Source organism: Fluviicola sp. (assembly GCF_039596395.1).
Taxonomy (GTDB): domain Bacteria; phylum Bacteroidota; class Bacteroidia; order Flavobacteriales_D; family Crocinitomicaceae; genus Fluviicola.
In genome coordinates, this window is the sequence record NZ_JBCNJT010000002.1 from 555,297 (window position 1) to 578,118 (window position 22,822).

The following is a 22,822-nucleotide window of genomic DNA, read 5'->3' on the forward strand; positions in this document are numbered from 1 at the left end:
CCGAAAGCAATGAAATTAAGGAAAAAATACGAACAAAAACACGTGGGCACGCGATTAATCGCGTGCCCACCGAATAACATATTTATTTTATTAAACAACGTCGAATCCGATGTCTTTTCTGAAATAAGCATTGTCGTAGGAAATTTTCCCGATACTTGCATAAGAACGTTCCAATGCCGCTTCCAGGTTTCTTCCGTAAGAAGTAACAGCCAGAACACGCCCCCCGTTCGATAAAACTACCGGCCCGTCGCTGGAAGTTCCTGCGTGGAACACCAAACTGTCCGTTACGCTGTTGATTCCGTTGATTACCTTTCCTTTTTCATAAGCATCCGGATAACCACCTGAAACCATCATCACGGTACAAGCGCTTCTTTCTTCAAACTGGATATCGCATTCAGAAAGTGTGTTGGTGGCAACGCCTTCCAATAAATCGATCAAATCGGATTTCAGACGTGGCATCACCACTTCCGTTTCAGGATCTCCCATGCGGCAATTGTATTCAATCACATAAGGTTCTCCTTTTACGTTGATCAATCCGAAGAAAATAAATCCTTTGTAGGTAATTCCGTCTTGCTTCAATCCTTTTACCGTCGGGATAATGATTTGGTTCTCGATCTTATCCATAAAGGTCTTGTCGCAGAAAGGAACCGGTGAAACCGCTCCCATTCCTCCGGTGTTCAAGCCCGAATCACCTTCGCCGATGCGTTTGTAATCCTTCGCTTCGGGAAGTATTTTATATGATTCTCCGTCTGTTAAAACAAACACGGAGCATTCGATTCCTTTTAAAAATTGTTCGATAACCACGCGGGAAGATGCATCGCCGAATTTTGCATCGGCAAGCATACTTTTCAATTCGTTTTTAGCATCCGCAAGTGTTTCCGGGATCAAAACTCCTTTTCCTGCAGCCAATCCGTCTGCTTTCAATACGTAAGGAGCTTTCATTCCTTCCAGGAATTTATAACCTTGCTCCAGTGTATCTTTGGTAAACGTAGCATATTTGGCTGTCGGAATGTTGTGGCGCATCATAAATGCTTTCGCGAAGTCCTTACTTCCCTCCAGTTGCGCAGCTTCTTTGTTCGGCCCGATTACCGGAACGTCTTTCAACTGTGCATCCGCCAGGAAGAAATCGTGGATTCCTTTCACCAACGGATCTTCCGGTCCTACGATCACCATATTGATATTCTCAGCCAGAACAAATGCTTTGATTGCCGGAAAATCTGTTGCAGACATCTCCACGTTTGTTCCGTGAAGTCGGGTTCCTGCATTTCCAGGTGCGATGAATAACTGCTCCAAATGTGAACTTTGAGCAATTTTCCACGCGATTGCATGTTCTCTTCCTCCTGAACCTAACAATAAAATGCGCATACTAACAGAATTTCAAAATTGATTCGAAGAAACGTTTTCCGTCCTCATTTGCCAAAGCTCCGTCTGCGGCTCTTTCAGGGTGAGGCATCATACCAAATACATTTCTTCCCGGGTTACAAATTCCGGCGATGTTATGTAAAGACCCGTTCGGGTTACTTGTTTCGGAAACCTGTGCTTCTTCGTTCACATAGTGGAACAAGACCTGGTCGTTGTCCAAAATAGATTTCATCGTGTCTTCCGGTGCATAAAATCTTCCTTCACCGTGTGCAATCGGAATTTTGTATGCTTTGGCAGCATCCAATCCTTTTGTGATAGCACTGTTTGAAGTTGCAGGTTTCAAATACACGTTTTTACAAATGAATTTCTGATTGTTGTTATGCAATAAAGCTCCCTGCAACAAACCACTTTCCGTTAAAATCTGGAAACCGTTGCAAATACCCATTACGTAACCGCCTTTGTCGGCGTGGTTCATAATTTCGCCCATTATCGGAGAAAGTTTTGCAATTGCTCCTGAGCGTAAATAATCCCCGTAAGAGAATCCACCCGGAAGAACTACAAAATCCACCCCTTTCAGGTTGGTATCTTTATGCCATAAACGTTCTACTTGTTGGCCCATGATCGTTTCAAGTACATATACCATGTCTTCATCACAATTGGAACCGGGAAAGGTAACAACACCAAATTTCATTGATCTATTTTTGCGACGGAAGCCCGTCAATTCATGAATGGCAACAAAGTTAGTCAATCTACTTAGACAACCATGTATGAAATGAGGAAAAATTTAGCAACAGCTATAATTAAGGTGAGGTAAAAAAAGATGCTTGCCACACGCTGCCAGATGCGGTGAATAAAGGCAAACGTAAAGAAGAAGCTCAAGGGAATAAAGAGCATACTGATCCATTCCGACTGTTGATAAATAATGATTTCTGCTACTCCCAAAAGCAATGTTCCCACCAGAATCCATATCAAAGCGCGGTTCAGTTTCTTAAATCGGATATTACTCACGCGCACCCGGATCTGGATACCGATGATACTCAACAGGAACAGGATTACAATGGTTGCAGAAGTTCCGTAAAAGAACACTTCTTCGTATTTAATGAGCGAAGAGTGGCGTAAGATCCGTGTGGAAATCGTATGTCCGGAAAACCACCACCAGGTCAATCCGTTTGCGATCGGGATCAAAAAGCCGATGATCATTAAGAGCCATTGCCGGAAGCTGAATGGGTGTAATGCCCATGCCGAAAACCAAAACGGAATGATCAATGCTGCACTCGGTGTAAGGAATGAAGCCGATAACCCGATAAAAAAAGCTGCATTGAATGAAGATGTGAGATTCGATTCATGTGTTTTCAGCTGGAACAATAAGCGCAAGGCCTGCAGCAGGAACAAATGACAGATCAACACCGCGTCTACCTGGTAAAAAGAATGCGAAAAGCTCATCAGGACCACATAAAATAAGGAAGGCCCGTAATTGTTCTTGTCCAAAAATTCGTGCTGGTTAAACAGGTAGTTTAGCTGGATCGCATTGGCAATGACAATAACAGAAGCAATGATCGAAGTCCACCAGGAACCCAAAAAGTTTGCCTTTCCCCAAAGTCCCAAATCGACTACATCCAGCAAAGCATGAAAGTGATAATGCGCATTGAGTAATTGAAATCCGGCAACAATCGGAATCAATAGTAATAACACCAAAGGACGGTTACTCAAAAAGGGACGCAATATCATACTGCGAATTTAATCGGAAAATTTAGAATCAGAAAAACAAACGGCCATTCACCCATTCCGGGTCCAAAAGTGCCTGGTGCTTTTTGTAGAATTCAATAGCAGGCTCATTCCAATCCAGGACCTGCCAGTCCATCCGTTTCACACCCCACTTTTTAGCGGTTTCAACCACTTCCGTAAATAAACGCGATCCGATTCCTCCACGGCGGAATTCCGGCTGAATGTAAAAGTCTTCCAGGTAAAGACACCGGCCCTTCCAGGTGGAATAAGATTGGTAATAGAGCGCAAAACCAACAACTTCCTGTGCATCATTTTCGACTACGAATGCTTCGCAAACAGCATCCACAAACAGATCGACTCTCAGTTTTTCAACCGTATTCGTGACTTCGTCCGGAGCTCTTTCATACAAAGCCAACTCGGAAATCAATCCGTGGATCGCACCTTCATCACCCAATCTTGCCGGACGGATAATCATCTTACAATCCTCCCAGGTTAAAGCGGAATCGGATTCCTGTACTCATGTTCCCTGTCGGGTAAGACGTAGCGATCTTCGGATTGGTAATTACCTGGTCGTAATAGTACTGAACCATCAGGTTCGCACCGATGTTGTAATCAATCGACGATTTGATCGAAATTACTTTCTGACCGGCAGTTGCCTGTTCTGTCGATTCAACTACCTTACGGATCACTGTCAGGTTATCACGGAATGTAAAGTCGAAACGGATATTCAACGGGTTCTCCGGTTTGTTCTTACCGATTTTGAATGGCAATCTCACTTTCGGGAATTTGTATCCCGCCCCTACCACGATCTCATTTCCTAATACTTCAGTTACCTGGTTATTATTCAATGAAAGCGTTGCCGAGCGGTCTTTCTTGATCTCGAATTTCGTGATCAATCCCTGGCTTCCTGCTTTTTTGCTGTTCAGGTTCCAGGTTGCATCAAATCCGATCAACGGAGAGAAACGCTCTGAAATAGTAACCGTCTGGATATTTCTATCGGAAATGAAGTTACCGTTCAGGTCGCGGGCTGTTGCAGAACCATTGGCATCGAATACTGCATTCAGGTTTGATTGCACCTGGCCCAATGTTACGGTAGATGAATAAGCATGACGGATCACAAAGTTCTTAGTCAGCTTTTTCATGCGCTCGAATTTCGCCAATCCATTGTAGTTTACCGTCCAGTTTGGCAACGGAGTGGAATTAAACGGATTCACGGAACGCTTGTTCAATTTTCCATTCGTGTAAGAAGACAAGAATGCTCCGATCACTACTTCCTGCTGGGAGATTCCGTACCCATCGCGGTATCCGCCTGTGCCTCCGCTGGAATTGCTGTTCGCATCTCCAAGGATATCGGACACCCGCTGCGTGGTTTCTCTCATTTGCTTGAAGTTACCGGACTCATAACCGGCCGACAGTTTTTCAAACGCACTTCCGATCGAGATCGTAGAGTAAGAAAGTGTCGCTGTCTGGAAGCGGCTTTGTGATTCAAATTGACCCGTTGCATCATTGTATCGGAAGAAGTCGTTCGTATTTTCCGACATCGTTCTGTTCAGCGATAAATCAATCGTTAAATCTTTCATCGGTTCAAGCGTAGCACGCGCAGTAAACATCTCATTATGCGTAATAGTATGCTGGCGGTTCAAGGCTGAATTCTTCACTAACCACTCATTATCAGCAGCAGTTTGCGCAAAATTATAACCTGTTTCCCTACCTGTAACCGTATAAGATTGCTGACCGAAGATAAATCCGCCCATTCCGGAACTGAATGCAGGATTAAATCCTAGAATAGAAGTCTTCTGGTTGTATCCCGGAAGCAACGTTCCATCCGTTTGATTGTACGTTCCTGAAACATTTCGGACACTCATCAACAAGCGCGCACCGAAGCCGGCAACAGGGTTCACCTTATTGTCTTTCTTGCGTTTTTGCTGGCGCTCATGTTTGCGTTTCTTACGCTCCCATTGTCTGCGTTCCTTTTTGGTCATTTCATCCAATGGTTTCGGCGGTTTCAATTCGGCAACCGTTTCTTTTCCTTTATCTTCCGGTTTTCCTGCACCATCATCCGCTCCGCCTGCTTTTTGACGCATTGGCATTCCTCCTCTCGGAGCTCCGCCACCGGTATTTACCTTTTTAAAGAATGGAATCTTATTGTATAAGGTCGTCATATTGGCCTGAAGCGTGGCATTGATTGTTCGGCTGTTCTGTACAATATTTCCGTAATCCGGGTTATAACCACCTGTGATTGGATTTTTGGATCCGTCCTGACCAAGCGGTGCACGCTGCCAGTTATACGTTCCGGTGTATTTCGCATTACCGGTCAACCAATCCAAAGCAGGAATTAAATTAAACGGTACATTGTATGAGAAGGTGTAATCGTGGGTATAATCCATCGTTTTTCCGAAGGTTCTCAATTGTTTTGCGATCGTATCCTTAAACTGGCGGTACAAGGTATCGTTTCCTTTACGGTTTACTTCCCCGTCCTGTTCGTCGAAAATAGCTCTGTTATTCGCGTTGAATGTCAGTTTCAGGTTCTTGGTCAAATCCCATCCCAAACGGTAACCTCTGTTCCACTGGAAGTTCTTCACGTAAACCGGCTTGTACTGGAATGCATTTGCCGAAGTATCGATGGTATTGCGGATCTGGCGTTCGTTGTAGTTTCGCTGGACATCATTGGTGAAACCCAGTGTTTTCGGCAAGTACCCGATACTGGTTTCACGGATCAATCCCCACCACTTGGACTTTTGCATTTTCTTGTTCTTCTTGAACGGCTCGAATGGCTTGTTCTCAAACGTATAAGCATAGGCCAAACTACCTTTCCACTGCTTGGTTCGGTCGTAATTCGTATTGAAATCACGGTGGAAGGATTCGCTGTATCCGTAACCGGCCATCCAGTTGGAAATATCGTAGAAATGCGCCTTTTTACCAGCTGCACGCTCTTTTCGGACTCCCTGGAAGTTGTATGATTTACGCTCGGTATAGTCCTGGGCAATTTTTGCCACGCGCTGTCTTTGTCCGGCATCGTAAGAATTCAATTTGATGTCCGGGTTGAACGGATCGTATTCCGGGTTAATAATTCCAAGAGAATACCCGTAGAAGAACGGAACTGCCAGTTTGATGCGGTTACCAAAGAATTGGCCCAACTGCAGGTTGGTCTGGAAATCCATCCCGATTTTTTGATTTCGCTGTCTTTCCTGTACACGGGAATCAACTGCTCCCCAGTTCACACCGGAATAATTCCCGGAAAGGGAGAAACTACCGAAGTCAGCAGCCTGAACCTGCATTTGCGCAATTGCGGCAGAACCGCCATCGTCTACGAAATCCGTCAAACGAAGCTCATTCACCCAAACCTGCACACATTTTGCCAGCCCGTCATCCGCCCAAAGCGTATTTTGGTTTTTAGCCGGGTTACGAACCCCGATCATAATTGTTTTGATTCCCTGTAAGTTCGGACTTCCTTTCACTTTGATTCTTCTGTCCGAATTCTGAGGGTCGACCATGACGTATTCCACGTTTGTAGTAACTCCTGAACTCTGTAGACCTAACAGATCGTTCCGGCGCTTTTTCAGGTTCAATAAATCGTCGAACACGATTTCCATGTTGTTTACTTCCGGCCAAATAGCATCCGCATTGTTCGTATACCATTGTGTCAGGTACAACGGAAGCTCATACTCGTAGTAGTTTTCTACGAAATCAGTTCCCAAACGAACGAATAAAGTCACGTCCTTATCATGCAGGGTGTTTGCGGTAACCTCTTCTGCATGGACATACATTTTCAATTTCTTGTAGGTACGAACGTCAAACTGAACGTTTTTGTAAGCCGCTCTTGCATCACCGTCCTGCAGGTTACAAACATCCAATGTCAGGGACTGCTCATTCATCTGGCGCTGCTGAGGTTGAGAAGGGTCAATCTCACGCTGGATTCCCGGAGGAATCTGGTATCCGATCGGAATTTTCTCATTGTTCTCTTCAAAGTTCAATGCCCCGATGTTGAATGTCGTCAGGTTCGGATCGACCTGGATCACTTCTCCCGGAGAAGTCAAATCCAGTAAGTATTTTCTCCATTCTCCGCGAACCAATTCCAGTTTCGCAAAACGAACGATCACCTCTTCGTCAAATCCTTTCATGTACATGCGGAAGAAACGGATAGAGCGGAAGTCACGGATACCGTTAATAATTCTTTCCGGTTCTCTGATCGGAACTTTGAATTGGTACCACTTTTCAGTCTTCGTGGAATTTGCCGGAGTGAAGGTAACTACACTGGTAATGTGGTTTTTTCCCACCACCATGTCGGAAGGACGTAAACTCACCTTATACTGGAAGTATGCTTCTGATTCCGACAAGTTATTATCCTGGTTGATATCCTCCAGATCAGGTGTGTTTCTTGCCTGTGTCGGATATTTATCGTTGTTCATGGTATCGGACATCTCTGTTGTTGCAGAGTTTCCTTCCATTCCGTTATACTTTTTATAGCGCTGAAGGATATTCAACTGCTGCTGGTCGTATACATCATCCCGGTAGAAATTGTAATCGTCATTCGAAGGGTCGGCAATCATTCTTGCTTTCGCATCTGCAGTCAATGTCGGATTGGATTGTACCCAATTCACGTAACCGGAATAAGAAGTCTGCTCTTCCACTGATTTGTATCCGTCGATACCGACGTCCTGGTTCGCCCGTGAATTCGGGTCATTGTCGAATGCGTTCACTACCACCTGCTGGGTAGATACTTTCGCCCAAGGAGTTATGACCACCGGGTAATTCGCCCCGGAATAAGGAGGAATTCCATTTTCAAAACTCTTTCTTGAATCCGCCAACACGTCTTCGGAAACGTTTCCTAAGTTGAAATACAAATCTCCACCTGTTAAGTTCGGAGTTGCAAGCATCGCATCCTCATTGAACGGATCCAGGATCCAGAACTGGATGTATTCGACGTTAGCCTGTTCAAAATCGTTGGTTGTCAGGGAACGCATGATTCCTCCCCAATGATCTTCCGGATTCGTAAACGTACCATCCGCATTCACCGTAGCAAGCGTATCGTAGTTGTACATTCCGCGTTCTTTCGGATAGTACCCCAATTCCAGGATCTGGATAGTCGGGATAGATCCGTAAGTCAACTGCTGGTTCGGGAAGATATCTGTTTGAAGTACCTGGCGCATACGACTATCATAGATCTGCGACGGGTCGTCCTTGATATGCTGCGGCGTTAAATTATTCGATTGGTAGAAAAGCGGGTCAATTAAATACCACGCGATCTTGGATCTCATGAAACCGTTTCTCAGGTTTTTGGAGGATCCTTCCGGGAAAAGGTCGGTTTGACCCTGTGGAGTCGAAGCCAAACGCCATGCACTTTGCGTTCTCAAATCAATGGTACTCTGGCTTCCTTCAAAATCATCCACGTATGAAATACCTGCTTTGGAAATTGCTTTTGGTGTTCCCGGGATCAAATGGGCAAATTCCCCTTTGAAAGTCATGAATGATTTTTCTTTCGTGGAAAGTACCGGCAATAAATCGATGACCTTGGTCAGGAACGGCAACTCCGTACGGTAATTGATGTCAAAACCAATCACATTGTTCTTATACGGTTCGCTTCCGAAGTCGACCTTTTGGGTAACCGGCCGTTCCATCATTCGCAACCAGGTAGCCCCGATGTTGAAGTCTTTGTTGAAACGGTAGTTCAGGTGCGTTCCTACCATCGATTTCGACTGGAATCCGAACACGGAATTACTTTCAATGGAAATTTTGATCGGTGTATTCGATTCCAAAACTCCGGTGTTCAGGATCTTTACACGACCGAGGTTATAGTCAACCGTATAATCCTGTCCTTCCACCATCGGGATTCCACCTGCAGTTACTTTAACCGCTCCTTCCGGAACGTTCAGTGCATTCAGGGAAATATCCGAAGTAACCGAAGACTGGTATTCTCCCTTGAATACGAAACGGTTTTTGCTCGGAACCTGTTGAGCCGCCGTTTTTGTTGAATCGTATAATTCCGTATAAGCAATGGTGTTGGCAATACTCTCCGACATCGGCGGATTACTTGTCATCAGCTTTTGCTTCAACACCTGTCCGAAAGGCTCATTCGTGGAGAATATCACCCGGCCGTTCTTGGTATTGATCGTACCACCGGTTTCGGCCTTTTGTCCGTTGTACATTACCGGCACAAAGTCGAATAATCCATCCGAGAATTGCTGGTTATTTACATTCAGACGGTCCATTTCAACCAGGGTGATGATTTGTTTGTCATCCAATCCGGGATATGGGAAAATCGGCGCTAAAACCGAAGTTTCCGGGTTGTTATAGTAAATATTCAATTTGAATCCATTCGGGTCAACCTGGTAGGCACCGATCGAATAGATGTTTTTCATCATCAAATCCCAGATTTTCAAAGTGGGATTGGTGATAGTCGGCTTCAAAAGTTTCAGCATCAGGGCATTTTGTCCTGCAACTCCGTCTGTTGAGAATTCACCGACCTGGTAAGTTTTTCCCCTGTAGGTATATTCGTAGGCAACAGCCAATACTTCATCGTTGTTCAACGGCTGGCTCAGGGAAATAAATCCAAGAAGCGCGTTGTAGGTATATTCCGATTCGCTCAGTTTTCGCGCGTTCTCCACTTTTTCATACTCGAACGCCTGACGGAAAGGTCCTGGTGTTGTTGTTTGAGACGATAATTCAGCTACCGCTCCGTTGAATCCGCGGATTGTCTGGCTCACCGGGCTGTTCGGGTTCGTCAGGTAACTGTAAAGTCCGTTGGCATCGTTTTTTGGAATGACATCCGAGCTAAGTGATCCCGGCGAACCTACGAGGTTTTGAGGCTGAGATTCCCCCAAATCCGAGAACGCAAGAATGTTTCTGGAGTTTTCAGTATTGTTGATCTTATTGGTGATCCAAACCTCCATTCTCGTAATGTAGGTTTCGGAAGCTACGTTCGGCATTTGCGCCATGGCAGCATCATACTGATCGTGGAAGAACAAGTTCAGGAAGTAGTGACGGTTGGCTTCGTAATTATCCGCGGTTACTTCGAACGGCTGGATTTGTGCTTTCCCGGTAATGTTGATCTCTGTTCTTTTCCCCTTGGACGACGCACCGATCGCATCGACTGTCAAATCTCCGAAACGCAACTTGGCGTACGCCCCGAACAAGGTCTGGGATCCCGGGATCAAAGCTCCGAAAGAAGGGAAGCTTACGTTTCCTAATTCAATGCGCTGGATAATCTGGTCTTCATCACCGGAATATCCCAGTTTTGTGACGTTATCAAAATCAAATGCGGCCTGGGTGTTGTAGCTGGCACTCAATTTCAGTTTGGTCCCGATTTGCCCTACCAGGTTCATCTGGATCTGCTGCTGGAAATCAAAACGGGTGATTTTACGCTGTTTTACAGGCAGGATCGGGTTGTCGTAACGGGAAGTATTGACCCCGAACGCCAATTCGATCGATCCTTGCGGACGGATCGTGATTTCATCGGAACCGAAGAAGCTGGTGAATACTTTGGATGGGATTTTGATCGGGAATTCAAGTGCTCTGTCTTCTTCCGTTTGCGCATCAATTTTATCTTTCCAGTTTTCCTTTAAGGATTTTTGCCGTTCGTATTCCAGGTACTCTTCCAGGGTCATCATGGAAGGATTGCGGTAATTCAGGTTGGTATTTCCCATCGTTTCAGAGAAAATGTATTTCCCAGTAATCGGATCAAAAACGATGTTTTTCTTCACACCGGAAGGATCCCCCAAATCGAATGTTTGCGGATTATTTTGAGTCGGATCCAACGGATTGGAAATCGGAAATGGCAGTGTTGTATCCGGCGGAGTCTGTCCCCAGAATACAAGCGATACAAAACAGAAAACAACCGTTGAAAACAGTTGCATCACCTTTGTGTAGTTAGCGTTCAAAATTTTTTCCAAGTGTTTATAATATTTTCAGTGCCCCTTTAATTAATTCCTCCACAGTTTCCTCCCCGGTGGCAATCTTTTCTATTGCTTTCTCTGCTGATTTTTTATCGAAACCTAAAGAAATCAAAGCAGTTAACGCATCAAATCGATTTGTATTGTTTCCGACAAAAATATTTGTTGGATCGTTCCATTCGACTTTCAACATCTTATCTTTCAAATCGATAATAACGCGTTGAGCTGTTTTCGCCCCGATTCCCTTAATCGCCTGTATAGAACGCACATCTTCTGTTTGTATTGCGTTTGCAATCTCATTTGGCGATAAAGATGAAAGCATCAAAATAGCCGTATTGGGGCCGATTCCCGAAACAGATAATAGTAAATTGAATACGTCACGCTCTTCGGAAGTGGCAAAACCGAACAGCAAATGAGCATCTTCGCGGATGATCTGCTGGGTCAGAACCTTTACGGATTCAGCACTCCCGATAGCAGAATAAGTATGCAGCGAGATTTTCACAAAGTAACCTACACCACCGCATTCGATGATCAGGTTCGTTGGATTTTTTTCAATTAAACGGCCGTTCAGATGTGCGATCATTGCTCTCTAATTTCTACTTGGTTTGTGCATCAACAACGGCTACTTTCACCATGTTCACGATCTCGCGCACCGATGAACCCATTTGCAATACGTGAATCGATTTTTTCAATCCGACCAAAATAGGCCCTATTGCATCCGAATCCGTCATTTCCTGGAGTAATTTATAAGCGATATTCCCGGATGAAAGGTTCGGGAAGATCAGCGTGTTGACTTCCTTGTTTGCCAATTGTGAAAACGAGAATTTCTCATTCATCAGGTCATTGTTCATCGCAAAATTCGCCTGAACTTCTCCGTCAACGATCAAACTCGGATAATTCTCATGCAGGATTTTGACAGCTTCGGCCATTTTCTCCGCATCTTCTCCCGGTGCAGACCCGAAGTTGGAATAACTCAGGAGTGCAATTTTTGGTGTTACCTTGAATTTGCGCAGTGTTTTTGCTACGTTATTGGTGATTTCCGCAATCTCGCAAGCAGACGGATTTTTGTTGATCGTCGTATCTGCCAGGAAAATCGGTCCTCTTTTCGTGTTCAGGATGTATACACCGGCAATGATATTCACGTCTTTCTGCAAACCGATTACCTGGATTGCCGGGCGAACCACATCGCGGTAGTTTCTGGTCAAACCGGAGATCATAGCGTCCGCATCTCCCATTTCCACCATCATGGCCCCGAAATGATTGCGTTCTCGCATCAGCTGAATCGCTTCGTATTCCGTTACTCCTTTACGTTTGCGTTTTTCGAAGAACGCTTTTCCGTACACCTGGCGGCGCATTTTTTCGGTATCCGATTTCGGGTCGATAATAACCAGGTTCGGGATCTCGATCGAGTATTCCGCGATCAATGATTCGATGACTCTGCGTTTTCCCAATAAAATCGGGAAACAGATTCCTTCTTCGGAAGTTGTTTGAGCCGCTTTCAGGATTTTCACATTATCCGCTTCGGCAAAGACAACGCGTTTCGGGCTGCTCTGTGCTTTCGTAGTGATTTGTCGAACCAATTTATTATCCAATCCCAGTCGCTTTTTCAGGGTCATTTCGTACTCGTGCCAGTCCGTGATCGGATTTTGAGCGATCCCTGATTCCATCGCTGCACGGGCAACTGCCGGAGCAACGTGGTAAATCAAGCGTGGGTCCAGCGGTTTCGGGATAATTTGCTCCCGCCCGAAGGAAATATGTTTTTCGCCGTAAGCTTCAATTACCTCTTCCGGAATTGTTTCCTTTGCCAGGTTTGCAATTGCTTTTACAGCTGCCAGTTTCATTTCTTCATTGATTCCCGTAGCTCTCACATCCAAAGCTCCCCTGAAAATGAATGGGAATCCAAGTACGTTGTTTACCTGGTTAGGATGATCCGAACGGCCGGTTGCCATAATGATGTCATTGCGTGTAGCCATCGCATCTTTGTAGGAAATTTCCGGATCCGGATTAGCCAGTGCGAACACGATCGGGTTTTTTGCCATGGAAGCGACCATTTCTTTCGAAACGATGTTTCCTTTTGACAAACCGATAAATACGTCGGCTCCCTTGAAAGATTCCTGTAAAGTGGCGTCTTTTTTATGCGGGGCAAACTGTTGCTTCATTTCATCGAGGTCTGTTCTTCCTGCATGGATCAATCCTTTGCTATCGAACATGAAAATATTGTTCACGGAAGCTCCCAGAGCCATGTACAATTTCGCGCAGGAAATTGCGGCTGCTCCGGCTCCTGAGATCACAATCTTTACTTTTCCGATTCTTTTTTTAGCCAATTCCAAAGCATTCAGCAAAGCTGCCGCAGAGATAATCGCTGTTCCGTGCTGATCATCGTGCATCAGCGGAATATTCAATTCTTCTTTTAAACGGCGCTCGATTTCAAACGCTTCAGGTGCTTTAATATCTTCCAGGTTAATTCCTCCGAATGTCGGAGCAATCGCCTTTACTGTCTGAATAAATAATTCCGGATCTTTCGCATCGATTTCGATATCGAATACATCAATGTCTGCAAAGATTTTGAAAAGTAACCCTTTTCCTTCCATCACCGGTTTGGAAGCCAGCGGACCGATATCGCCCAATCCGAGTACAGCTGTCCCGTTGGAAATAACTGCAACCAGGTTCGCTTTACTGGTGTATTTATAAACGTCCGCAGGATTTTCCGCGATCTTCAGGCAAGGTTCTGCAACTCCCGGAGAATATGCCAAAGACAAATCCCGTTGAGACGCATAAGGTTTCGTCGGAATCACCTCGATTTTTCCGGGTCTGCCGGAAGCATGATAATCCAGCGCATCTTGTTTACGAACTTTTGGCATATAAAATAAGATTGTAAGGGGCGATAAAGTTAATAAATCTTAATACAAAGAGCACCAAAAGTTCGGATAAAAAGAAACCCCGGCATTTATCGCCGGGGTTCCTCATTCAATATTTAACCGTGAATTACTTCACCATCAATTTTTGTGTGTAAGAACCAGTCTCATTAGCAATTGAGATCAGGTAGTTTCCAGCTGTCAAACCTGTAACAGGTACTTCTACTGCTGTAGCTCCTGCTCCTGTAACAACTTTAGATGCAACTGTGCGCCCTGACAAATCGATGATAGAAACTGTGTACTCTCCACCTTGACCGTCAAACTTCACGTTTACAACGTCAGAAGCTGGGTTAGGGAATACTTCCATATTGATTGTAGAAGCCTCAGCCAATCCTAAAGTAGCCAAAGAAATTTCTTTCGCGTTTACAACTTCACCGGTGTTTTGGTCAATCAATACAGCAACTGCATGCATGTTTGCACGTACACTTGTTCCAGGAACTGTGTAGTTGAATGTGTATGTTGCCACTTGTCCGTCTGTAATTGCAGCAGGAACTGAACCAGCCTGACCTGTGTAACCTCCCAACAAAGCTCTACCAACGTGGTCGTATTCCATGTTTGCAGCAGCTACCGGGTTTGGTTCTGTTTGCCAGTTGTGTCCTGCACCGTTCAACGCAATGTTCTGAGAAGTGGAACTGTAATAGTTTGTCTGGTTGTAAGCAGATGTTGTTCCTGTTACGTTATCCTCAGAGATAATAACTCCCAAACGGTAGTTAGATGCTGCGAAAACTGTACGGAAAGTTGCGTTTACAGTAACTGTAACTGCGTTTCCTGAACCACCTGTCTGAATAGACAAACCTGCAGGAGTAATCAAATCTTTACGATCGTTGTAGTAGTTGTCAAAATCCTGGTCAGAAACGTCTACTCCTAAAAGTACACGGTCTACGTTTGCTCCAGGGAATCCTGAGAATGCAGCTGCAGCATCATATGCTGTAACCATCATCGGGTCATCATTGTGTACTGCTACACCAGCAAATGTATTCGGATACGTGTTATCCATGTATTCCATGGCAACAGCACCTCTTGGACACCATCCACACCATGTTCCTGTTCCTTCTTCGAACAATACTACTTTCGGAGAGTTCACACTTACCGTGTTGATTTTGTTAGTGGATGTATTGTCTGTTGCATCGGAGTTTCCGTTAACAGCAGTAATTGTAATGTTCACGTCTTTCTCTACTACTGTAGCGTAAGAAACAGCAGTTGGGTGGTTTACCGTTACTGTAGCTCCCGGAGCGATGTTTGTAGAGATAACGCTGCTGTGAGAAGTTCCGTCATTCCAATCGATTGTCAATCCTGTAATCGCATTTGCTCCGTCGTTTTTAACTCGCATAGACAAAGTGTTGTTTGTGCTTGTCAAAGAGTAACGGTTCAAAGTGGAAGAAAGAAGCATCGCATCGTCGTTCATTGGCTTACGAACTACGAAGTTATCCACGAACAACAAGAACTTATCGTTTGAGTTGTTTTGAATAGCGATGTAAATGTTTTGTCCCATGTACGAATCCAAAGAGAAGGATTGCGTTGTATAAGTGTTAGGAGCAGCAGGAACTGTCAAAACAGCAGGGTTTGTGAAATCTGCTACCGTGTTTCCTGTTGTAGAAACATATACTTTGTATCCATCAAGGAAAGAAGCATCCGGAGCCATAACATCAAACTGACACATAAAACCGGTTGCGTTAGGAACTGCGATTGAAGGAGAAACAACCCAGTCATTAGATGTTCCTGCAGGAGAATACCAGGATGTTGAAACCAAATGGTTACCAGTTCCCGTTACGCTGTTAGCACGAACTACCCATGCGCTTGTTCCCATATAACTTACACTTGAAGCCGGAGTCAATCCGTCTACGTTGTATTGCGCCCAACCTGCAGGCAAAGTTGTTCCGGCATCAAAATTTTCAGACAAAACTACCTGTGAGAAAGCAGAACCTACTGAAAAAAGCGCCGATAAAGCAAGTAAACTTTTTTTCATAATCTTAACGTTTTAGAATCCCAAATCTAACATTAAGGCAATAACTTAACAACTATTTAACCACCTAAGCTTGATTCAATTAACTTTGACTATTGGAAAGCTAAATCGTTTATATGAAAAATAACCTTGTTATTCTATCGGGAGCGGGGATTAGTGCGGAGAGCGGCATCAAGACCTTCCGGGATGCCGATGGACTGTGGGAAAATTATTCCATAGAAGAAGTAGCAACGCCCCAGGCCTGGCAAAATAATCCGGAACTGGTCCAGAAATTCTACAATGAAAGACGACTCAATGTTATAAGCGTAAAACCAAACGATGCGCATCATTATTTCAGCCGGTTGCAGGAATATTTTAATGTACAGGTAATTACCCAGAATATTGACGATCTGCATGAGCGGGCAGGAAGTAAGCATGTGCTGCACCTGCACGGAAATATCCGTTACGCAAAAAGTTCAGGACCGAATAAAGAAAAGAAATACTACCTCATCGAGGGCCACGAGTTAAAAATGACGGATCAATGTGAGGATGGTTATCCCTTGAGGCCGCATGTGGTCTGGTTCGGAGAAGAAGTTCCGCTTCTTGCCACAGCGGCAGAAATGGTAGCCCAGGCAGATATCTTGATTGTAATCGGGACGTCTCTGCAGGTTTATCCGGCTGCCGGACTCATTCACTACGCACCGCAAAACGCCCTGAAGATTGTTGTGGACCCCCTGGCAGAAAAGCTATCCGTCCCGGGTGATTTCAAACTTTTAAATTACTCCGCCCAGGGAGCCATTCCCTTCCTGAAAGAAATCCTGGGCCATTAATGCATAACAGCCACCCGGGTTACCTGAACAGGTTTTTGATCCTTGCTGATCAAGACCGTATAAAGACCGTTTTCGATCGTTCCAAGATCAATTTGTTGGAGTTCACGGGATTCTAAAACAACCCTTCCATGTGCGTCGAGCATTTTAAAGGCATAAGAAACCTCCGAACTGCCCGTTGCCTGAATCGTTAACAGACCAGAAGCCGGATTGGGAAATACCGCAATCGCCGATTCCGGTTCATTTGTTCCGACACCCAAAGCTGTTGTTACTCTGTAATCAACAGAATCGATTCTCGTTCCGTTTTCAACCAGGTAATAGCGGTACAATTCCTCTCCTGCTCCCTGAACAGATGCGATGGCGGTTAGATTTAATGAGTTGCCGGAATCTGCCTGATAACTCCAGATCACCGTCCACGGGTTCGAATTCATTTGTCCCGGGCTATATCCTTGTTCCTGCGCAGGATCACCTGCTACTCCCCAATTCAAACGGTCTTCCCAGGCCGGGGTATCTGTTAAGCGGAGGCGTTCTACCTTCCATTCTTTAGAAGTCCCGGACGTATATTTAAAATTGAAAGTCAATGAATAGTCTCCGTCAGAAGAAACTGCAACCACTTGTTCCGTTCCGTTTATAGTGTTTCCGGTCGTAGCCTGGACCTGATGATCCCATAATTTAATATCAACCTGGGCATTCAGGGAACTAACTAAAAAAATGCAGGTAAAAAGGTAAATTCTTTTCATGATTTAGAGATTTAAGTGAAAAAAAAAGAGAGGCATAACCTCTCTTTTCGCAATATATTTACCGAATTAGTGCTTAACAACTATTCTTCGTGTCTGGATCAATTCTCCCTTGTTGAATACGGAAACCAAATAAACTCCGTTTTTGAAGTCACTTACATCCAATACTTTTTTCGCCTGGCTTGAGCTTTCGTTCAATACTACTTTTCCAAGAACGTCAGTCATCTTAATATCAATTGCTCCATCCAATCCGTTTGCAGCAATAACCAGGTTATTGGCAACCGGGTTCGGGTAAACAGCGATAGATACTTCTTCCTGTTTCTGATCTGCAACTCCTAAAGTAGAAGTAACGATTACATCCACAGAATCCACACGGGTAGACTGTCCTTCGATCAGGTAAAAACGGTATTTTTCTGTTCCTGCACCTTGCGTATCCGCATCAGCTACCAGGTTTGCAGAACCTCCCGGAGCAACGTCCAAACTGTATTGGTTAGGGCTTGTCCAAGGGTTTGTATTCATGATTTGAGCTGTATAACATTGTCCGAATGGATCTCCGGGAGCACCCCAGCATAAATAATCCGTCCATGCAGCCATATCCGTAATTCTGTATCGCTCCATTTTCCACGTTTTATTTACGGAAGAAGTATTCTTGAAGTTTATAGTAACTCCGTGTGTCCCATCCGTTGTAGCCATAACCGTGTACTCTTCACCGTTCAAAGCATTTCCGGTACCAGCTTGCGTGCCGGAATCCCACAACTTGATTTCCACCTGCCCGAAACCGGTAGAGCAAGCAAGTAAAACAACAGCAACTAAGGAGTATAATTTTTTCATAATCGTATTTTCAGTTTTCACAAATATAGGAACGTTCTATTTGTCTCACAATAGGCCACATTCATATATCAATCAGTAAGATTACAATTTTTTGTTCAAAAAAACAAGCGCCCTGGCCCGGATATTCCCGGTTTTTTGATTGAAGTGTCGTTTTTTGGAATTAAACGGTCTGATTTTGATGAAAATCAGGATTATTAGGATTACAATCTTTCACCGCGACTTAACAATTTTTAGGAATACAAGAGTATCCGATAACACATGTTTAAAATTGTGTTAAGGAAAAGGTATCTTTGGAATTCGGCACAGAACTTGAACTGGCCCATGCTAAAATTTAAACTATGAAAAAAATTGCGTTCTTATTTCTAGGGCTTATTATTTCCGGCTTATCGATGGCTCAAGACCATGAACCGTTAATCGTTAAACAATTGCCTTCTGTAAAATTGGTTGACATGAATGGTAAATCCGTGAATACTGCTGAAATGGGCTTCAAAGGTCCGGTGGTTATCTCTTTTTGGGCTACCTGGTGTTCTCCGTGCAAACGCGAATTGAATACCATTCACGAGTTATACCCGGATTGGCAGGAAGAAACAGGTGTAAACCTGGTTGCCGTTACCATCGATGACGAGAAAACAAAATCACAGGTTCCGGTTTACGTAGACGGAAAAGGATGGGATTACCTGGTTCTGATGGATCCGAACGGAGACTTTAAACGTGCAATGGGTGTAAACAATGTGCCTCACACTTTCTTGGTGGACCAAAAAGGAAACATCGTTTATTCTCATAATAACTATGCTCCCGGAGACGAGGAAAAATTGTACGACGAGATCAAAAAACTCGTAAATAAATAAGCTACTCACACTCTTATACTATAGATGAAAAACTGGATTTTAGGAATCTGCGCATTGTCCGGATCGCTCGCAGCGTTCGGACAATCGAATATATTAGGGGGTATCACCGGGAACATGGAAGCAACATTCCAGTACCTGAATGCCGATCCGTTAATCGGAGCTCTTCAACCTGTTGAACGCGGTTTGCTGAACTCTTATATGAATGTGTTCTATTCCGGTTCACATTTCAAGGCCGGCGTCCGTTTCGAATCCTATTTACCTCGTATTAACGGGTATCCGAACCGTTTCGACGGAACAGGACTTGGAATGCGCTACGTAGGCTGGTCGAATGATTACATCGATATTACCCTGGGGAATTTCTACGAGCAATTCGGGGCAGGAACCATTTTCCGGGCTTACGAAGACCGTAACCTGGGATATGACAACGCCATGGACGGAGCCCGCGTGATTTTACGCCCTTATAAAGGGGTGCAGCTAAAAGCAGTTTACGGGAACCAGCGTTATTCCTTCCAAAGTGGACGCGTAGAAAAATCAGCAGGTGTCACCCGAGGCGTTGACTTGCAGTTGCACCTGAACGAACTGATTCCCGCAATGGATTCCAGTGATTTCGACGTAACCCTTGGCGGAGCTTTCGTCAGTAAATACCAGAAAGACGACAACGAAACGTATATCCTTCCGGAAAACGTAGCAGCTTACAGCGGCCGGATCGGGTTGCGCTACAAGAAATTCACCCTGAACGGGGAATATACACACAAAGACAATGATCCGAGTGATGACAACGGATACATTTACAATCCGGGACACGCCGCTTTGATCAACCTGGGTTATTCCCGGAAAGGGTTGGGAATTTCCCTTTCTGCCAAGTCGGTAGATAATATGAGTTACCGTTCCGACCGCACAAAAGGGTTGGCAGATTTGTTCATCAATTACCTGCCTGCGATGAACAAAACACATACCTATAACTTAGTGGCAACACTTTATCCGTATGCTACACAACCTTTGGGGGAAATTGCTTACCAGGCTGAAGTGCTTTATACCATTCCGAAAGGAAAAGGTGGCGGTAAATACGGAATTCCGATCAACTTCAATTATTCAACTGCCTACAAACCATTGCGTCATACAAACGGTTACGGGTTGCCGGGTGATTCCAGTCGGGTGGCTTACAAAGGAAATCCGTTCGACATGTCGGACAGTTTGCTTTGGCAGGATATCAACGTGAATGTCACTTACAAATTCAATAAAAGCTTTTACCTGATCGGTTCCTATTTCAACATCGCAATCAATAACGACGTGTCGAAAATCACCGAAGATGCACACGGGATTATCAATGCGCACATTGCCGTTTTGGAAGCAGGCTGGAAAATCAATAAAAGACACAATTTGAGAGCCGAACTTCAGGCATTGTTTACAACCAATAAAAAAATGGCCCTGTTTGATTATCAAACATCCAAGGACAAAGGAGATTGGGTGACACTTGTTTTGGAGTATACCATTTCCCCGAATTGGTTCCTTGGGTTCATGGACCAGTATAATTATGGAAATTCAAACAAAGATTTGAGAGTGCATTATGCGATCGGATCTTTCGGATGGATCAAAGATGCAACCCGAGTAACGGTGAATTACGGACGTCAGCGTGCAGGTTTATTCTGCGTGGGTGGTGTATGCCGATTTGTTCCTGCATCTAACGGATTGACCGTTTCATTAACGCAAAGTTTCTAATTAATCACTTTTAGGACATGAAAAAGTTTATCGTATTATCAGCAGTTTTGGCAACAGTGATTGCTTCCTGTGATAAAGTAAAAAATGCGTATCCTGCAAAAGCAGCCGGAAACTCCACACTGGATTGGTCTTTGTACCCGGATGGTGATTCTGCCTATTATGTCTCACAGGGGCTTTGGCCTACATTCCCCGCAAATACCAATACGTTTACCAATGTATTGATCGAGGATTTCACGGGACACCGTTGCAACAACTGCCCGAATGCAGCCGTGGTGCTACACAACCTGGAAGATGCAAATCCGGGAAGAGTATTCGGTGCTTCCATTCACACAAGTCCGGTAGGAGCATCCAATTTCCAGGAAATATCCCTGCCTGATTATCCGACCGTTTTGTATAACGACCTGGCTTACGAAATCGGGATCCATTTCGGTTCCAAACCGGGAACAGGATTTATCGGTAATCCGAGCGGAGCGGTGAACCGCCAGTTGAATGGTACGGACAACACCAGCTCTCCGGGTACCTGGAGTTCAAAAACTACCGTGGAACTGAATAAACCGCTTCGTGTAAACATCCAGTCACATGCTAATTATTTCGCAAGTACAAGAGGAAGCTTCCTGCATGTAGAAGTAGATAAAGTGGACAACAACATTACCAATCAGCTTGCTGTAGTGGTTTACGTATGTGAAGATTCCCTGGTTGCACCGCAATTGATGCCTGATTTGACAAGAAATGCAAACTACGTGCACAGAGACATTATGCGTGACTGTATCGACGGAAATGCGTTCGGAAGGGTTTTGACTGCTGCTGACCTTGGATCCAACGGAAAGTACTATGTCAATTACACCTATCAGCTGCCGAGTCAATATGATGTGGACAACATGCATTATTTGATTTACGTGTACGATAAAACGACCGAAGAAATTTACCAGGTCATCGAGCAGCATCTGCATTGAAAATTTAACAACAGCTTTATAAAGTGGCGTGTGTCTGATAGTTACGGGCACACGCTTTTTTTGTGTGCATAACTTTTAACATTTTTAACATACCAAATCCGGAAAGGGATCGTTATATTAGATGAAATTATAAACAGAACCCCATGTTTGAACTAACGAAAAAAATCCTGGTTCGGGTAAGTTTTGACCCACTCTTATTCCAGAAAGAATTGTCTAAGGCAATTAAATGGATGTCCGATTCGGAAGAAATTCAACGTTTAAGGGAATGGTGTATGAAAGAATTCGGTGCAGTTTATCCTTCTATCATCAATAAGGCTTTCACACTGCAGAAAAGTTAAAAAGACATATTTTATCAATACGACTAACGGCTCCTTTCGGGAGCCGTTTTTAGTTTGATATTCTTTCTATAAAACAGGATATCCTGTTTTGATGTATGCTCTTTTGATTGCGCTAAGTTTTGTCCTTCGCAAAGCAATTTCGTTATTGCTTTCTTCTACTCGAATTCGATCAGTAACCCGCCTTTATCTACCACATCCTGCGGATTGATTGCGATGGCTTTTACTACTCCCACACCTTCTGCTTTCAATACGTTTTCCATTTTCATAGCTTCCAGTGTCAATAACGGATCTCCTACTTCGATGGATTGCCCTACCGTAACGGCAACGCTTACCACTCTTCCCGGCATCGGTGCTTTCAGCTGCTTTAACTTGCGCAGTTTCGGCTTATCCATTCCCAAAGATGCGATCAATTCATCCAACGGACCGCCTTTTTTCACTTCAAATACCCGGTGGTTCAGCTTCAGGGTCAACAACCCTTCTTCCATGCGATTCGACATCACTTCTCCGCGGAATTTCTTCCCTTTGTACGTAATTGTAAAAAACTGCTGGTCTTCCCAACGGATATGAACCCCATCTCTGTTAGCATGAAGGACTTCTCCGTCCGTTGTCCAATTAGCTGTTTCCATCTGTAAGAATTTTGCGACAATAATACGAACTATTTGGCCATTCATCTAGAAAAAGATTGGAAAAAAAGCATAGTTTCCTATATTTGCTCCTCATAATATTTACGAATCAT

General features: G+C 44.3%; 16 protein-coding genes. 5 read left to right on the forward strand and 11 right to left on the reverse strand.

What is annotated here, in order from left to right; translation table 11 throughout:
• Positions 1-90: 90 nt before the first annotated feature.
• From purD to ABDW02_RS11515, 8 genes are all read right to left on the reverse strand, one after another.
• The gene (purD, locus tag ABDW02_RS11480; protein WP_343634697.1) at positions 91-1,365 is read right to left on the reverse strand and encodes a phosphoribosylamine--glycine ligase; all 1,275 of its coding nucleotides are present in this window, start codon (positions 1,363-1,365) and stop codon (positions 91-93) included.
• A 1-nt stretch (position 1,366) separates the two neighbouring features.
• Positions 1,367-2,053 carry a phosphoribosylformylglycinamidine synthase subunit PurQ gene (gene purQ / locus ABDW02_RS11485; RefSeq protein ID WP_343634698.1) on the reverse strand — a complete coding sequence of 229 codons (687 nt, stop codon included), beginning with the start codon at positions 2,051-2,053 and terminating at the stop codon, positions 1,367-1,369.
• Between the two features lie 62 nt (positions 2,054-2,115).
• Positions 2,116-3,090, reverse strand: coding sequence for a hypothetical protein (locus ABDW02_RS11490; RefSeq protein ID WP_343634699.1), 975 nt, complete (start codon positions 3,088-3,090; stop codon positions 2,116-2,118).
• Positions 3,091-3,118: 28 nt separating this feature from the next.
• On the reverse strand, positions 3,119-3,562 hold the full coding sequence (locus ABDW02_RS11495) for a GNAT family N-acetyltransferase (RefSeq protein ID WP_343634700.1): 444 nt from the start codon (positions 3,560-3,562) through the stop codon (positions 3,119-3,121).
• Between the two features lies 1 nt (position 3,563).
• Positions 3,564-10,940 (reverse strand): cell surface protein SprA, encoded by a 7,377-nt coding sequence (gene sprA, locus ABDW02_RS11500; protein ID WP_343635945.1) that lies wholly within the window; start codon positions 10,938-10,940, stop codon positions 3,564-3,566.
• A gap of 40 nt (positions 10,941-10,980) precedes the next feature.
• Positions 10,981-11,559 carry a Holliday junction branch migration protein RuvA gene (gene ruvA, locus ABDW02_RS11505; protein WP_343634701.1) on the reverse strand — a complete coding sequence of 193 codons (579 nt, stop codon included), beginning with the start codon at positions 11,557-11,559 and terminating at the stop codon, positions 10,981-10,983.
• Positions 11,560-11,572: 13 nt separating this feature from the next.
• Positions 11,573-13,837 carry an NADP-dependent malic enzyme gene (locus ABDW02_RS11510; protein ID WP_343634702.1) on the reverse strand — a complete coding sequence of 755 codons (2,265 nt, stop codon included), beginning with the start codon at positions 13,835-13,837 and terminating at the stop codon, positions 11,573-11,575.
• A 124-nt stretch (positions 13,838-13,961) separates the two neighbouring features.
• Entirely contained in the window at positions 13,962-15,857 is a 1,896-nt protein-coding gene (locus ABDW02_RS11515; RefSeq protein WP_343634703.1) for a choice-of-anchor J domain-containing protein, read from the reverse strand.
• Between the two features lie 113 nt (positions 15,858-15,970).
• Between ABDW02_RS11515 and ABDW02_RS11520 the strand changes: the two genes are divergently transcribed.
• Complete coding sequence (locus tag ABDW02_RS11520) at positions 15,971-16,663, forward strand: Sir2 family NAD-dependent protein deacetylase (protein ID WP_343634704.1); 693 nt, start codon at positions 15,971-15,973, stop codon at positions 16,661-16,663.
• On the opposite strand, the gene ABDW02_RS11525 is transcribed toward ABDW02_RS11520, so the two are convergent.
• The gene (locus ABDW02_RS11525; RefSeq protein WP_343634705.1) at positions 16,660-17,400 is read right to left on the reverse strand and encodes a T9SS type A sorting domain-containing protein; all 741 of its coding nucleotides are present in this window, start codon (positions 17,398-17,400) and stop codon (positions 16,660-16,662) included. The two genes, ABDW02_RS11520 and ABDW02_RS11525, sit on opposite strands and share 4 nt — an antisense overlap.
• 66 nt (positions 17,401-17,466) lie before the next feature.
• Complete coding sequence (locus ABDW02_RS11530) at positions 17,467-18,228, reverse strand: T9SS type A sorting domain-containing protein (protein WP_343634706.1); 762 nt, start codon at positions 18,226-18,228, stop codon at positions 17,467-17,469.
• Positions 18,229-18,566: 338 nt separating this feature from the next.
• Between ABDW02_RS11530 and ABDW02_RS11535 the strand changes: the two genes are divergently transcribed.
• The 4 genes from ABDW02_RS11535 (at position 18,567) to ABDW02_RS11550 (ending at position 22,086) form a co-directional block, all read left to right on the forward strand.
• Positions 18,567-19,076 carry a TlpA disulfide reductase family protein gene (locus ABDW02_RS11535; RefSeq protein WP_343634707.1) on the forward strand — a complete coding sequence of 170 codons (510 nt, stop codon included), beginning with the start codon at positions 18,567-18,569 and terminating at the stop codon, positions 19,074-19,076.
• A 24-nt stretch (positions 19,077-19,100) separates the two neighbouring features.
• Positions 19,101-20,795, forward strand: coding sequence for a DUF6029 family protein (locus ABDW02_RS11540; protein WP_343634708.1), 1,695 nt, complete (start codon positions 19,101-19,103; stop codon positions 20,793-20,795).
• Between the two features lie 17 nt (positions 20,796-20,812).
• A complete protein-coding gene (locus ABDW02_RS11545; protein WP_343634709.1) occupies positions 20,813-21,748 on the forward strand; it encodes an Omp28-related outer membrane protein in 936 nt (311 codons plus the stop codon).
• A gap of 143 nt (positions 21,749-21,891) precedes the next feature.
• The gene (locus tag ABDW02_RS11550) at positions 21,892-22,086 is read left to right on the forward strand and encodes a hypothetical protein (protein WP_343634710.1); all 195 of its coding nucleotides are present in this window, start codon (positions 21,892-21,894) and stop codon (positions 22,084-22,086) included.
• 155 nt (positions 22,087-22,241) lie between these two features.
• On the opposite strand, the gene ABDW02_RS11555 is transcribed toward ABDW02_RS11550, so the two are convergent.
• A complete protein-coding gene (locus ABDW02_RS11555) occupies positions 22,242-22,712 on the reverse strand; it encodes a biotin/lipoyl-containing protein (RefSeq protein WP_343634711.1) in 471 nt (156 codons plus the stop codon).
• Positions 22,713-22,822 lie beyond the last annotated feature (110 nt).